The 13615-nt window shown below is 72.3% G+C and carries 14 protein-coding genes; 9 read left to right on the top strand and 5 right to left on the bottom strand.

Annotation, left to right across the window (positions count from 1 at the left end; genetic code table 11):
* Positions 1-129: 129 nt before the first annotated feature.
* The 5 genes from H5J29_RS01460 to H5J29_RS01440 all read right to left on the bottom strand — a co-directional run bounded on the left by H5J29_RS01460 (position 130) and on the right by H5J29_RS01440 (position 5350).
* Positions 130-900, bottom strand: coding sequence for an SDR family NAD(P)-dependent oxidoreductase (locus tag H5J29_RS01460; protein WP_181779051.1), 771 nt, complete (start codon positions 898-900; stop codon positions 130-132).
* Between the two features lie 47 nt (positions 901-947).
* Positions 948-2393 (bottom strand): FAD-dependent oxidoreductase, encoded by a 1446-nt coding sequence (locus H5J29_RS01455; protein WP_181779050.1) that lies wholly within the window; start codon positions 2391-2393, stop codon positions 948-950.
* Positions 2371-3315 carry an SDR family NAD(P)-dependent oxidoreductase gene (locus H5J29_RS01450; RefSeq protein ID WP_181779049.1) on the bottom strand — a complete coding sequence of 315 codons (945 nt, stop codon included), beginning with the start codon at positions 3313-3315 and terminating at the stop codon, positions 2371-2373. The genes H5J29_RS01455 and H5J29_RS01450 overlap by 23 nt, the downstream gene beginning before the upstream one ends.
* Positions 3312-4493 carry a CaiB/BaiF CoA transferase family protein gene (locus H5J29_RS01445; protein WP_181779048.1) on the bottom strand — a complete coding sequence of 394 codons (1182 nt, stop codon included), beginning with the start codon at positions 4491-4493 and terminating at the stop codon, positions 3312-3314. The genes H5J29_RS01450 and H5J29_RS01445 overlap by 4 nt, the downstream gene beginning before the upstream one ends.
* Before the next feature lie 74 nt (positions 4494-4567).
* Positions 4568-5350, bottom strand: coding sequence for an enoyl-CoA hydratase-related protein (locus H5J29_RS01440; RefSeq protein WP_181779047.1), 783 nt, complete (start codon positions 5348-5350; stop codon positions 4568-4570).
* Between the two features lie 101 nt (positions 5351-5451).
* Here H5J29_RS01440 and H5J29_RS01435 point away from each other — a divergent pair, with 101 nt between their 5' ends.
* The 9 genes from H5J29_RS01435 to H5J29_RS01395 all read left to right on the top strand — a co-directional run bounded on the left by H5J29_RS01435 (position 5452) and on the right by H5J29_RS01395 (position 13602).
* The gene (locus H5J29_RS01435; protein WP_181779046.1) at positions 5452-5874 is read left to right on the top strand and encodes an FAS1-like dehydratase domain-containing protein; all 423 of its coding nucleotides are present in this window, start codon (positions 5452-5454) and stop codon (positions 5872-5874) included.
* Positions 5871-6311 carry a MaoC family dehydratase gene (locus H5J29_RS01430; RefSeq protein ID WP_181779045.1) on the top strand — a complete coding sequence of 147 codons (441 nt, stop codon included), beginning with the start codon at positions 5871-5873 and terminating at the stop codon, positions 6309-6311. The genes H5J29_RS01435 and H5J29_RS01430 overlap by 4 nt, the downstream gene beginning before the upstream one ends.
* 32 nt (positions 6312-6343) lie before the next feature.
* Complete coding sequence (locus tag H5J29_RS01425) at positions 6344-7462, top strand: acyl-CoA dehydrogenase family protein (protein WP_181779044.1); 1119 nt, start codon at positions 6344-6346, stop codon at positions 7460-7462.
* A 29-nt stretch (positions 7463-7491) separates the two neighbouring features.
* Positions 7492-8682 carry an acyl-CoA dehydrogenase family protein gene (locus tag H5J29_RS01420; protein ID WP_181779043.1) on the top strand — a complete coding sequence of 397 codons (1191 nt, stop codon included), beginning with the start codon at positions 7492-7494 and terminating at the stop codon, positions 8680-8682.
* 43 nt (positions 8683-8725) lie between these two features.
* Entirely contained in the window at positions 8726-9646 is a 921-nt protein-coding gene (locus H5J29_RS01415) for a quinone oxidoreductase family protein (RefSeq protein ID WP_181779042.1), read from the top strand.
* Between the two features lie 73 nt (positions 9647-9719).
* On the top strand, positions 9720-10292 hold the full coding sequence (locus tag H5J29_RS01410) for an aromatic-ring-hydroxylating dioxygenase subunit beta (protein ID WP_220186865.1): 573 nt from the start codon (positions 9720-9722) through the stop codon (positions 10290-10292).
* A complete protein-coding gene (locus H5J29_RS01405) occupies positions 10289-11092 on the top strand; it encodes an SDR family NAD(P)-dependent oxidoreductase (RefSeq protein WP_181779040.1) in 804 nt (267 codons plus the stop codon). Before H5J29_RS01410 ends, H5J29_RS01405 begins: the two co-directional genes overlap by 4 nt.
* Positions 11093-11200: 108 nt before the next feature.
* Positions 11201-12031, top strand: a complete 831-nt coding sequence (locus tag H5J29_RS01400; RefSeq protein WP_181779039.1) for an IclR family transcriptional regulator — start codon at positions 11201-11203, stop codon at positions 12029-12031.
* The gene (locus H5J29_RS01395) at positions 12028-13602 is read left to right on the top strand and encodes a long-chain-fatty-acid--CoA ligase (RefSeq protein WP_181779038.1); all 1575 of its coding nucleotides are present in this window, start codon (positions 12028-12030) and stop codon (positions 13600-13602) included. Before H5J29_RS01400 ends, H5J29_RS01395 begins: the two co-directional genes overlap by 4 nt.
* Positions 13603-13615: the final 13 nt, after the last annotated feature.

Here is a 13615-nt window from a genome sequence, read left to right as displayed (position 1 = left end):
CCTCGGGATCGGCGCGGAGGTCCGCGAGGCCCCGGAGGCCCTCCTGCGCCTCCTCCCGCACGGCGGCGTCCTGGAACTCGCGCAGGCGAGACGAGCGGTCGGTGGCTGACTCGTGGGGCGCCGGGCCCGTCAAGGGCGGACCGCACCACCGCTGACGGAGATCACCTGACCGGTGACGTACGACGCGAGGGGCCCGGTGAGGAACTGGACGACGTCGGCGACGTCGTCCGGCTCACCCTGGCGGCGTAGGGGGATCCCGGCCGCGGCGTCCTCGTCGACGAGTCCGGTGGCCGTGCTCTGTGCGACGACCCGCGAGGTGCGGATCACGCCGGGCGCGATGCAGTTGACGCGGATCCCCCACCGACCGACTTCGGTGGCGAGGTACCGGGTGTAGTGCTGGACCGCCGCCTTGGTCATCCCGTATCCGGCGAGGTGACCGTCGGCGTCGGTCACCAGCCCGGCCGAGCTGCCGAGGGTGACGATGGACCCGCCACCGGCGGCCCGCAGGTGCGGCACGGCGACTCGGCAGCAGCTGACGACGATCCGCATGTTCACGTCGACGAGGGTGGTCAGATCGTCGTCGGTGGTCTCGCTCGCCCGGCTGCGGGAGTGCGGAGTGATCGCGCCTCCGGCCGGGACGACAAGCGCGTCGAGCCGACCCCACTGCGCGACCACGGCCGAGATCGCCCGGTCGGTCTCCACGGGGTCCCTGAGGTCGGCCTGGAGCGCGAGGCCGTCGCCCGCGCGCGCCACGAGCTCGTCGGCGATGCTGTTCGCGCTCAGGACCTCGCCGTAGACCGCGGCCGCCGACAGGTCGACGTCGAGCACCGCCACCCTGGCGCCCAGGTCCGCCAGGCGCAGGGCGCAGGCGCGTCCGATGCCACGAGCACCTCCCGCCACCACCGCCACGCTCCCCCGGGGGAGCGCGGACCGATCGGTCCGGGCGGTCACGACGTGGTTCGCGGTCGTCGTTCGGCCGCGGCGAGTCCCGCGCCGCGGCCGAACACGGCGGCCTTCCCCAAGCCGGTGCCGCTGTAGTAGCCGGCCCCGTGGAAACCACCGACCACCTCACCCGCGGCGAAGAGGCCTTCGATCGGCTCGCCGAAGACGTCGACGACGCGTAGCGAGCGATCGACGCGGAGCCCGCAGTAGGTGGTGGTGAGACCGCAGCGGCAGGGGTAGGCGTAGAAGGGGCCGGTGTCGATCCGTCCTCCGCCCGACGCCGGGGAACCGTCCACGGGCCGACCGAAGTCGGGATCGTTGCCGGCGTCGACGTGACCGTTGTACCGCCGGATGGTCGAGACCAGGGCGTCCGGCGAGAGGCCGACCTTCTCGGCGAGGCCTTCCAGGGTGTCGGCCTCGACGAGCCTGCCGTCCGCCAGGGCGGTCGAGAAGTCGGCAGGGCTGGGGGTGGGCAGTGACCGGTCCATGACGGCGGCGTCGAACACCATGAAGGCGATGCCGTCCGGTTGCTGGACGCAGATCGCGCTGAGTTCCTTGTAGGGGAGTGTCTCGTCGGCGAACCGGCGAGCTTCCCGGTTGACGACGACCGCGCCCTGCGAGTTCGGGTAGAGCAGGGTCGGCTCGACGCCGGGGGTGTCGGCCACGTCCGGGAAGTTCGGGATCGAGGCACCGAAGGACGCCTCGACGTAGGCCATGTCCGCCACGGCGGCACCCAGGGCCCAGGCCATGCGGAGGCCGTCGCCGGTGTTGGCGGTGCCGCCCATCCGGGTCGTGAGCAGCCACTCGGGAGCGAATGTCGCCACCAGGTCGTCGCTGCGGACGAAGCCGCCGGAGGCGAGCACGACCCCTCGTCGCGCCGTCAGCACCGCCTCCGTCCCGTCGGACTCCACCACGATGCCGCCGACGACCCCGTCGGCGCCGCGGACCAGCCGCTTCCCGCGGGTCCGGACCCGGTAGCGCACACCCGGGTGGGCGAGCGAGCACCGGTGGAGAACCTCGGTGGCGTGTCCGGGAGCGGTGCCGTGCAGCCGGTTGAGCCGGCGTGGCACCAGATCGGGGAAGTAGTCGAAGGCGACGCCGCGCTCGGACATCCATCGGTAGGTGTCGAGTTGGTGGTCGAGGTAGGCCTCCACGGTGTCGGGATCGCTCCGACCCCTGCCCGCGTCCATGATCGCCGTGCGGAGGCCCTCGGCGTCGTCCCGGACGCCTGCCTCGTCCTGCAGGTCGGTACCTGCGAAGACCAGCCCACCACCGGCCTTGACCGAGGTGCCGCCGTAGGCCTCCCCCTTCTCCAGGAGACAGACGGTGGCGCCGGCCTCGGCGGCGGTCAGGGCGGCGGCGTTGCCCGCGAGACCGGCACCGACGACCACGACGTCGAACGTCGTCTCGTCCGGCCCCGCATCGGGGCTACCGGGACCGGGGACGGTCATAGGGGGACTCCTGGGGTCGGGTGCCGAAGTCGGGCAACAGGTCGTACTGCTCGACGGAGGCGTCGAGGACGCGCATGCCCTCCGGACTGAGGACCGTGTCGAGGTGCGCGGCGAGCGACTCGGCGTCGAGCCGAGGATCGGCCAGGCCGGGGGTGGCGGCGGTGAGGATCCGCGCCGCGCGACCGCCGCCGACCGCGATCAGCTGGCCATGGAGCTCACAGGACCGGTGGCCGAGGTAGGCGACCACGGGCGAACAGAACGAGGGGGCCAGGCGGGTCGTGTCCAGCTGGGGCTGGGTGGCGAAGTAGGTCGCCGAGAGACCGCTGTTCGCCACCGGGGCCACCGCGTTGACCCGGATGTCACGGTCCCGGTTGTCGTGGGAGGCGGCCCTGGTCATGGCGTGGATCGCCCCCTTCGCCGTGGTGTAGGCGAAGGTGCCCGGCGCTCCGAAGGCGCCCGCGGCCGAGCCGGTGTTGACGATCCGGCCGTAGCCGCGGTCCCGCATGTGGTGCAGGGCCGCGCGTTGTGTCCAGAACATCCCGAACACGTGCACCTCGAGGATCTCGCGGAGGAGCTCGGTGGAGGTGTCCTGCGCGGTCGAGGGTCTGCCGTGGCCCGCGTTGTTCACGACCACATCGAGCCCTCCGAACGCGGCCACGGTGTCCCACACCAGGCCGGTCGCCTCGGCCTCGACCCCCACGTCGCCGTGCAGGGCGAGCGCGTCGCCGCCCATGGCCCGGATCTCGTCGGCGAGCCGTTCGGCCACCGAGCCGCCGTCCGGGGTGCGGGCGATGTCGTTGACGGCGACGCGGGCGCCGCGCCGGGCGAGCTCGAGGGCGTGGGCCCGCCCCAGCCCGGCACCGGCGCCGGTCACCAGCGCTGTCCGGCCGTCGAAGCGCAGCTCCGCCGGTGGGATCGTCATCGGACGGGATCCCCGAGCTCGGCGAGCACCTCCGCGGTGTGCTCGCCCAGCTCGGGAGCGCCGCGCGCAGGTCCCGGCGGCGTCCCCAGGAAGTCGACGGGACTGTTGACCATACGGACCGTCCCGGTGGGCGTGGCCACCTCCAGGACGACGCCTGCGGCGTGCGTCTGCGGGTCGGCGAGCACGTCGTCGACGCTGTTGACCGGCGCCCAGAAGAAGTCCGGCTCGGCGTCGAAGGCCGCGGCCCACTCGTCGCGCGGTCGGGTGGCGAAGATGGCGTCGAGTTCCGCGATCAGCTCGGGAGCCCGGGCGCTGCGTCCTGCGCGGCTGCCCAGCTCGGGGTCCGCGGCCCAGTCCGCACGGCCCACGATCCGGACCAGCGTGGGCCAGTGCCGGTCCGCCTCGACGCCCATCAGCCAGAACGCCTTGCCGTCGGCGGCCCGGTAGTTGTTCCACAGCGGGCTGTCCTCGGTGCGGCGATCGGCCTCCGGCGGTTCGCGGTCCAGCATCAGGCGCAGGTTGTAGTCCGTGGCGACCTGCCAGGCCGCCATCCGGGTCAGCGACGTCGTCACGAGCTGGCCACGACCGGTTCGCGAGCGCGAGAACAGAGCCGCCGACACCATGCCTGCCACCCCGAGACCGGTCAGTCGGTCGCCCATTCCGGTCCGCTGCACGGGGATGTCGTCGCCCTCGCGGGACAGCAGCTGGGCGACACCGCCCCGCGCCCAGTAGGCACCCAGGTCGTAGGCGCCCGTGGCGGCATCGGGGCCTTCCAGCCCGTACCCGGTCACCAAGGCGTAGACCAGCTCCGGGTACCGGGCGAGCAGCGTGTCGTGGTCGAGGCCCAGCCGGGCCAGGGCGGCAGGACGCAGGTTGGTGAGGAAGACGTCCGCCTGGCCGATCAGCGCGAGGGCCGCCGACCTGCCCTCGTCCGAGCGCAGGTCGAGGACGACGCTGCGCTTCCCCCGGTTCTCGGGTTCGTAGTAGGGGCAGTGGACGACGCCGTCGCCGATCACGTGCCGGATCTGGCGGATGGGGTCACCGGTGGGTGGCTCCACCTTCACCACGTCGGCGCCCCAGTCGGCGAGCATGGTGGCACCCGAGGGTGCCGCCACCCAGATGCCGAGCTCGACGACGCGGACTCCGGCCATCGGACCGAGGGTTTGCGAACTGTTCATGGAACTCCTCCGTGGGCGGTGGGCATGGTCGGGATCTGACGGACGGCCGATCGGCCGCGACGACGGCGAACGACTCACCGTCCGGAGAACCGCGGGATACTCCGCGTGGTGAAGGCCGCCAACCCGGCCGCGAGGTCCTCGGTGCCGGAGACGGCCTCGATGGCCCGCGCGTTCTCCGCCCACAGCTCTCGCTCGCCGAGCGCACACGCCAGGTCGGCCACCCGACGACTCTGGCTGACCGCCACCGGGCCCGCCGCCGCGATCCGCTCGGCACGATCGAGCGCGGCACCGAGGGCGTCGCCGTCCACGAGGCTGCTGACCAGCCCCAGCTGGTAGGCGCGTTCCGCGTCGATCGCCTCTCCGGTGAGGAGCATGTCCATGGCGGTGGCGCGACCGACGGCCCGGGGCAACCGGAACAGGCCCCCTGCTCCGGCGACGAGGTTCCACCGCACCTCGGCCAGCGCGAACGAGGCGCGCCGCGTGGCGACCACGAGGTCGCACGCGAGCACGATCTCCAGTCCGCCGGACGTCGCGAGCCCGTCGACGGCGGCCACCACCGGTTTGGTGCGGGGGTAGGTCACGAAGCCGGCGAAGCCTCCGTGCTCGGTGCCTGCCGGGTCGCCGCCTGCGAACTCGTCCTCGATGGTGCGGAGGTCGTGGCCCGCGCAGAACACGGGCCGGGGCTCGGTGACCGTCGCCGTGAGCACCGCGACGCGCACGCCGGGGTCGGACTCGACCTCGTCGACGGCGGCGCCGAGGGCACGCGCCATCGGGCCGTCGAAGGCGTTGCGGGTCTCGGGACGGTTGAGGGTGACGACGGCGACGTTGCCGCGTCGCTCCAGCTCGACGATGGGCATGCGCGGACCGTAGGCAGAGACGGCGGCGGCGGCTGAGCCCTGTTTCCGAGGACTGGAACACGACGGTCCGCCGGCCACGACCGCCGTCCTACGGTGCGTGGGTGACAGCCATCCACGACTTCGCAGCGCAGCTGAAGGCGCATGTCGGCGCACGGGGAGTGCCCGCGCAGATCGAGATCGAACGCGGCGCGATCCGCAAGTTCGCCGTCGCGACGGGCGACCCGAGTCCCCTGCACCATGGCGACGTGGCGCCTCCGACCTATGTCGCGGCGCTGCGTTCGCCCCTGCCGGTCCTTCCCCAGCCCGCCACGCCGTTCCGCAGCCACCTGCACACCGACGACGAGATCGAGCTGTACGCCACCCTGCACCCGGGTGATGTCGTGACGGTCGTCTGCGAGCTCACCGACGTCTTCGTCAAGGAGGGCCGGCACGGCCCGATGCTGTTCGAGCAGGTCACCTTCCGCGCCACCCGTGACGGGGAACCGGTGTCGACCGTCGCGTGGACGGAGGTGCGGCACGGATGAGCACCGACGTCGCCACCACACCGCCTGCGTTCCGAGACCTCGTGGTCGGGACCGTCCTGCCCCCCTTCGAGCGCACCCCCACCAAGGTGCAGCTGGTGATGTACGCCGGAGCCGAGGACGACTACATGCCCGTCCACTTCGACCACGACTACGCGGTCGCCGCCGGCCAGCCCGGCGTGATCAACCACGGCTGGCTCACCTACGCCTTGCTGCTCCAGAGCGTCACGAGCTGGCTCCCTCCCGATGTGGCGCGGATCGTCCGGACACGCTCCCGCTACCTGCGCCCGACCTTCCCCGGGCGGCCCGTCGTCTGTGCGGGAACCGTCGTCGGTCTGCGGGAGGAGCACTCCCGTCGACTCGTCGACGTGCATGTCGAGGCCACCGACGGCCAGGGCGTCGTGACTACGACGGCCGACGCGACCCTCGCCTATCTCTGATCTGAGACCGCCATCGGACACCGAGGAGACCCGTGATCAATCTGGAACCCGACGAGGAGCAGACCGAGGTCGGCGCCCTGGCCCGCAGCATCGGGGAGAAGGTGCTCTACCCGGCCGCGCGGGACGCCGAGCGCGAGGGTGCGGTGCCGAAGGACGTGTGGCACACCGTGTTCGAGACCGGTCTCGCGATGCCGGTGCCCGAGGAACACGGCGGCGGCGGCGTCCCCGGCCCGCTCGCCCAGCTCGCCGCCGCCGAGAACCTGGCCCACGGCGACCCGGGGATCGCCCTCGCGGCCCTCTGGAACGGTGCGGCGGCCATGCTGATCGCCGAGCACGGCACGCCGGAGCAGCTGGCCGGGCTCGTCCGGCTCGCGACCGACCCGGAAGCGCGCAGTGCGGTGGCCTACCACGAGGGATTCGGCCGCGGACCGGGGGAGTACGCCACCGAGGTGCACGTCGAGGGCGACACCGTTCGCGTCGTCGGCAGGAAGGTGGGTGTCGCGTTCGCCGCCGTCTCCGACCCGCTCGTCGTCGTCGGCCGGGACCAGGTGACCGGCGACGTCCGCGCGGTGCTGCTGACGTCCGCGGACGAGGGTGTCACGGTCGACCCGAGCCCGGGGGCGCTCGCTCTCGAGGCGGCGCAGGTCGGTTCGGTGACCATCGACGCGCGGGTGCCGGTCTCGGCGCTCGTGGGGGGACCCGGTGCCGATGGCGCGCGCCTCGCCTCGACCCTGCAGCGGCTGCGGTTGCAGACCGCGGCGGCTGCCGTCGGTACCGCCCAGCGCGCCGTCGAGTACGCGGCGTCCTACGCGACCACCCGGATCGCCTTCGGGACACCCATCGCGTCCTTCCAGGGCGTCACGTTCCCGCTGGCCGAGGCGCTCATGCGGATCGAGGCGGCACGTCTGGAGCTGGTGGCGGCGACCGTCGCGATCCTCGACGACCCGAGCGCCGACCACGAGGACGCCGTCGCCCAGGCGGTCGGCTACGCGTTGTCGGTCGGTGCCCAGTCGACGCGGGACTCGGTCCAGACCCTCGGCGGGCACGGGTTCATCAGGGACCATCCCGTCGAGCTGTGGTACCGCAGCGCCGCGACGCTCTCGGCGCTGGACAGCGACCCCGCTCGTGGTGCCTTCCAGGCCGCCCTCTAGATCCGCACCCGCGACAGCCGGAGAGAACCATGAGCTACTGCTTCACCCTCAGCAAGGCGCTGCGCGATCACACCGAAGCGCTGCGCGAGTGGTCGACCACCGAGTGCAGGCCCTACGCCCGGCAGGCCGACATCGACAAGCGCAGGCCCGACAACTGGCGCGAGATCCTCGATACGGCACCCATCGCGCTCGGGCGCTCGGACCGGGAGGAACCCGACCCGCTTCCGGAGTTCGAGGAGGGGGAGTGGGTCTCGAAGCTCGCCTTCTACGAGGCGATCAACTACGGGGACGTCTGGGTCCACCCGACGCTCGGCGGGGGCATCGGCCACCTGGTCGTGAAGTCGATGGGCACCCCGGTGCAGATCGAGCGGTGGTACGACCCGATCGAGGCCGGCGGGAGCACCACCGGGTTCGCCCTCACCGAGCCCGGGTTCGGCTCTGACACGTCGCAGGTCACCACCACGGCGACGCGCGACGGCGACAGCTGGGTGATCAACGGGTCCAAGATGTACTGCACCGGTGGCGCGTTCGCCGAGTACGTCGTGGTCTTCGCGACCGTCGACAAGACGCTGGGCGCCAAGGGCATCACCGCGTTCGTCGTCCCTCGGGACACGCCGGGCTTCGTGGTCGCGAAGGAGAACGAGGACAAGCTCGGCATCCGGAGCTGGACCACGTCCGAGCTGTTCTTCGACGACTGCGCCGTCCCACTGGAGAACCGGCTGGGCTGGGGCCCCCACGGTGCCGAGGGCGCCCCGGGCAACGGCCAGGGAGCAGCCCTCGGCGCGCTGGCGTTCAACCGGCCGAACATGTCCGCGCTCGGCATCGGCCTCGCGCAGGCCTCCATCGACGTGGCGACACCCATCCTCAAGAGCAGGCGGGCCGGATTCACGCCGCAGCGCTGGAGCGCGATCGAGCACGATCTCGAGGCGATGAACGCCGCGCTCGATCGGGGACGACGACTCAACTACCTCGCCCAGGGCCGGGTGGACGCCGGAGCCCCGAGCCGGAGCCTCTCGGCCGCCGCCAAGGGCTATGTGCCGGAGACCGGGGAACGCATCATCCGACGGTGCATGGAGCTGCTCGGCCCGGAGGGCTCCAGCAAGGAGCTGCTCCTGGAGAAGTGGTACCGCGACAGCAAGATCATCGACATCTTCGAGGGGTCGGGCCAGGTCCAGCGGATCATGATGGGGCGCTCCCTGGTCGGTCGGCTCGCCGGATGACCGCGACCGGTCCCGCGACCCCCACCGTCCTCGAGGAGTGATCATGCGAGCCGCTGTCATCGAACAGCTCGGCGGAGAACCGGTCCTCCGCGACATCCCCGTGCCCGAGCCCGCCGGGGACGACCGGCTCGTGGCCGTCTCGACGGCCGCGCTGAACCCCGCCGACCTCGTCTACGCGGCGGGGATCCGGCTCAAGCCGACCCTGCCCTACGTCCCGGGGCTGGAGGGCGTGGGCAGATCCGCGGACGGGTCCCGCGTCTACGTGCCGATGGCCCCGGCCCCGCACGGCACCTTCGCCGAGTACACCGTGGTGCCTGCGGCGTCCGCCCAACCGGTGCCCGACGACGTGACCGACGAGCAGGCACTCGGCGTCGGTGTGGCGGGCATCACGGCCTGGCTGGCCCTGTGCTGGAAGGGAAGGGTGCAGCCGGGGGAGTCCGTCCTCGTGACGGGGGCGACCGGGGCCGTCGGCCAGGTCGCGGTGCAGGCGGCCGCCGCGCTCGGAGCGTCTCGGGTGGTGGCCGCCGGACGTGAGCGCACGACCTTGGAGCGGCTGCGGGAGCGTGGCGCCACCGACACCGTGGTGTTGGAGGGGGACTACCCGGCCGCGCTCGCCGCCGCGTCGAAGGGTGGTTTCGACCTCGTCGTCGACTCGCTCTTCGGCGAGCCCATGATGGCCGCGATCCGCGCCACCCGCCCGGGGGGCAGGATCGTCAACCTCGGCATGCGGGCCGGACGGACCATGGAGCTGAACGGGATCGCCCTCAAGGGCCGGGACCTGCTCTCGTGCAACATCGGCGACGCCCCGGCGGCGGAGGTCGGTGAGAGCTATGCGCGCCTCGTCTCGCTGGTGCAGGCCGGGAGCATCCGAACCGACCACGAGTCGGTGCCCCTCGAGGACGTCGCCGAGATCTGGCGCCGTCAGGACTCGTCACCGCACGCCAAGCTGCTGGTCGGCATCTAGCGTTCGGCATCGCACAATGCCGGGTTCCGGCGCCCGGAACCCGGCATTGGCCCCGGCCGTCACCCGGCGGAGGGTGGGGCGGACAGGTGAGCAGAAGAAGGAGGACGACGTGGTCGAGGCCTTGACGGAAGTGCGGGCGGAGGCGCTCACGAGAGTGTCGGCCGAGGTGCGAGCGGACCTCGAGCTCTTCCTGTACGAGGAGGCCGAGCTGCTCGACCAGTGGCGGTTGCACGAGTGGCTCGAGCTCTTCACCGCGGACGCGCACTACCTGGTGCCGTCGACCGATCTGCCGGAGGGTGACCCGGCTCGGCACCTCTTCCTGGTCCAGGACGACCGGTTCCTCCTGGAGCAGCGGGTGAACTCGCTGCTGACCCGCGCCGCCCACGCGGAGTACCCGCACTCGCGGACCCGTCGGATGATCACCAACGTCCGGGCGTCCCGGGACGGCGAGGGCCGGATCCGCCTCTGGGCGAACTTCTCGGTGACCAGGGTCCGCAACGGAGCCGTCGACGCCTACGTCGGGTCGTACCGCCACCTGCTGGAGGAGGCGCCGGACACCGAGCTCGGGTACCGGTACGTCGAGCGCAAGGCCGTGCTCGACCTCGACGCACTGCGCCCGCACGGAAAAGTGAGCGTCATCCTGTGAACCGCCTGCGGGACAAGGTCGCGATCGTCACGGGCGCCAGCCCCAACATCGGCGGAGCCATCGCCCGCGGGTTCGCGCTCGAGGGTGCCCGGGTGGTCTGCACGGATGTCACCGACACTGCGGCGAAGGCCTGCGCCGCACGGGTCGAGGAGGCGGGCGGCGAGGCGTTCCCCGTGGTCGGGGACGTCACCGATCCCGACCACGCCGCCGACGTGGTGGAGCGCGCCGAGGAGCGTTGGGGGCGCGTCGACGTCCTCGTCAACAACGCCGTCTGGTTCAACCAGAAGGGCCTGCTGACGATGCCGCTCGCGGAGTATCGGCGCCAGCTCGACGTCATCCTCGGCGGTGCCTTCCTCTTCACCAGGGCCGTCGCCGAGTCGATGATCCGCAACGGCGTCGCCGGGAGCGTCATCAACGTCTTGTCCACCGCGGCCTGGCAGGGCCAGCCGGGCAACATCGGGTACTGCACCGGCAAGAGCGGCCTGGTCAACTTCACCCGTTCCGCCGCGATGGAGCTCGCCGAGCACGGGATAAGGGTCAACGGGCTGACCCCGACGGCGACCCTGCCCGAGGATCCCGAGATCCTGCGCCGGACGGCCGCGCCGTCGGCGACGCCCGGGGCCTGGTCGATGGACTTCACCGGCCAGCTCCCGATGGGGCGGCTGCCCACCCCCCGGGACTACGTGCCTGCGGCGGTGCTGCTCGCGAGCGACGACGCGGCGATGATCACTGGCACCAACATCACGGTCGACGGCGGCGCCACGGCCAAGTACTGGCCGTGGACCCCTCGCGCGTCCTGACGACGACGCACCACCACGAACCCCCATCACCCCACTGAACGCTCCCCCACCGACGACCCCTGTCGTCATGTGGAGCCGAGCGCAGGCATCGAGGCCGAGGAGTGAGGCATGATCGACATGCTGGACGCACGGGCGACGATCTCCGGGAGGAAGCGGCCACCCGCGGGGGCGGGGGCCCCGCCGCAGTCGTCGGCCGACAAGGCGCTCGCCGTGCTCGAGGCGATCGCCCGGACCCAGGGCGGGACCTTCGGGGTCACCCAGGTGGCCACCGAGGTCGGGGTCCCGAAGAGCACCGCCCACCGGCTGCTCAAGACGCTCGAGAGCCACGGGTTCGTGGGTCGCAGCGGAGCGCGCTACTGCGTCGGGGGCTCCTTCTTCCGGCTCGTCGAGGCCGTGCGCTGGTCGGAGTTCGGCGAGCTGCGTGACGCGGCTCCGCGCCCGCTGAGCATCCTCTTCGAGCGTGCCGACGCGATCGCGGTCCACCTCGCGGTGCTCAGGGGCACCGATGTCCTCTACCTCGACAAGGTCACCAAGCCCGCAGGCACCCGGCTGCCCAGCCGAGTCGGTGGCCGCTTCCCGGCGTCCTGCACGGCGCTCGGGAAGGTGCTGCTCGCCCACTCGTCGCGGGCCGCCGTGCTCCGGGTGGTGGAGAACCCGATGGCTCGGGCCACCCCGTACTCGGTGGTGCAGCGACGGCAGTTCGTCGAGCAGCTCGAGGCCGCTCGGACGGCAGGCTACGCGGTCGAGTGCGAGGAGGCCTGTCACGGCACCGTCTGCGTGGCGGCCCCGGTGCTCCAGCACGGGGCGGCGGTGGCCGCGGTGTCGTTGTGCATCCCCACCCTCGCGCTGGGCAGTGCGGCCGAGCGACGGCTCGGCTCCCTCGGGCGGCTGGTGTCGGACGCCGCCCACCAGGTCGGCGAGCTCCTCCCGGCATCGTGACCGCGTCGTCAGCGGCCGGTCTCGGCCACCGCCTCGGCCACGACCCCAGCCTCGCCGGCCTCGTCCGTCGATGGTCCGACTCGCGTCCCGACGCCCCTGCGCTCACCTGCGACGGCACCACGCGGTCGTGGCGGGAGCTCGTCGAGCGCTGCAGCAGGCTCGCCCAGGGGCTCCGGTCCGCAGGGGTCGAGCCGGGGGACCGGGTCGCCTTCCTCGGCCAGAACACCCCGGAGTACTTCGAGCTGCTCTTCGGCGGGTCGATGGCGGGCGCCGTGACCACGGCGGTCAACTGGCGGCTGGCTCCGCGCGAGATCGCCCACGTGCTCGCCCACTCCGGAGCGACGCTCCTCGTCGTGGAGGCCGACCTCGCGGACACCGTCGCCGGTCTCGGAGACCGGCTGCCCGCGCTCAGGTCGGTCGTCACGGTCGGGGAGCACTACGAGACCTGGCTGGCCGGTCACCCCCCGGTGGACCCGCGGGTGCCCGTGACCGCCGACGCGACGGCGCTGCTGATGTACACCTCGGGCACGACCGGGCGCCCGAAGGGGGTGATGTTCAGCAACCAGGCCTTCGCCGCGAACCTGGACATGGCGGGCCTGACCCGGGTGACCGCCGAGTCGAGAGCGCTCGTCGCGATGCCGCTGTTCCACTCGGCGGGGACGTCGTTCGGCGTCATGGCCCTCGGCTCCGGTGCGCACACCGTGGTCGCCCGAGAGGCGAAGGCGTCCGTCCTGCTCGATCTCCTCGAGCGGTGGCGGGTGACGACCACGATGCTGGTGCCCACCGTGCTGCAGGCCATGGTCGAGACCCCGGACGTGGCGGAGCGCGATCTCGCCGCCCTCGACACGATCGTCTACGCCGCGTCCCCGATATCGCCGGATCTCCTGAGCCGGTGCCTCGACACCTTCAGCGCCCGGTTGCTGCAGAACTACGGTCTGACCGAGACCCAGTGCGCGACGGTCCTCGTGCACGAGGACCACGTCGACAGCGCCCGACCGGAGCTGCTCGAGTCCGCCGGTCGCCCACTCCCGACGTCCACGGTGCGCGTCACCGACCCCGCCGGTGCCCCCTGCGCCGAGGGGGTGGTGGGTGAGATCCGGGTGCGGGCGCGCACCGCCATGCAGGGCTACTGGAACGACCCGGTGCAGACCGCCGAGGTGCTCGACCCGGAGGGGTTCGTGCGCACCGGGGACGCGGGCTACCTGCGGGACGGCTACCTCTACCTCTGCGACCGGATCAAGGACATGATCGTCAGTGGGGCCGAGAACGTGTACCCCATCGAGGTCGAGAACGTCCTTGCCGACCATCCCGGTGTGCACGACGTCGCCGTGATCGGGGTGCCCTCGGACCGATGGGGGGAGACGGTCCTGGCGATCGTCGTGCGGGCGGCCGACCGGCCCGAGCTCGACGCCGACGCCCTGATCGCCTTCGCGCGGGAGCGTCTCGCGGCCTACAAGTGCCCGACGAGGGTGGAGTTCGCCCCCGAGCTGCCCCGCAACCCGTCCGGGAAGGTGCTCAAACGGGTGCTCAGGGAACCGTTCTGGGAAGGGCGCCTCCGCCGGATCGGCTGAGTGGTCCGCCCGG

Source organism: Pseudonocardia pini, from assembly GCF_013870575.1.
GTDB lineage: Bacteria > Actinomycetota > Actinomycetes > Mycobacteriales > Pseudonocardiaceae > Pseudonocardia > Pseudonocardia pini.
The sequence above is the reverse complement of the archived record's forward strand: the minus strand, read 5'-3'. Positions and strand labels throughout refer to the sequence as shown.

Bases quoted from the DNA above. Each gene is read 5' to 3' on its own strand.
- H5J29_RS01420 (WP_181779043.1), top strand. From the start codon at position 7,492: ATGAGCTACTGCTTCACCCTCAGCAAGGCGCTGCGCGATCACACCGAA.
- H5J29_RS01455 (WP_181779050.1), bottom strand. From the start codon at position 2,393: ATGACCGTCCCCGGTCCCGGTAGCCCCGATGCGGGGCCGGACGAGACG.
- H5J29_RS01415 (WP_181779042.1), top strand. From the start codon at position 8,726: ATGCGAGCCGCTGTCATCGAACAGCTCGGCGGAGAACCGGTCCTCCGC.
- H5J29_RS01445 (WP_181779048.1), bottom strand. From the start codon at position 4,493: ATGAACAGTTCGCAAACCCTCGGTCCGATGGCCGGAGTCCGCGTCGTC.
- H5J29_RS01440 (WP_181779047.1), bottom strand. From the start codon at position 5,350: ATGCCCATCGTCGAGCTGGAGCGACGCGGCAACGTCGCCGTCGTCACC.
- H5J29_RS01400 (WP_181779039.1), top strand. From the start codon at position 11,201: ATGATCGACATGCTGGACGCACGGGCGACGATCTCCGGGAGGAAGCGG.
- H5J29_RS01450 (WP_181779049.1), bottom strand. From the start codon at position 3,315: ATGACGATCCCACCGGCGGAGCTGCGCTTCGACGGCCGGACAGCGCTG.
- H5J29_RS01430 (WP_181779045.1), top strand. From the start codon at position 5,871: ATGAGCACCGACGTCGCCACCACACCGCCTGCGTTCCGAGACCTCGTG.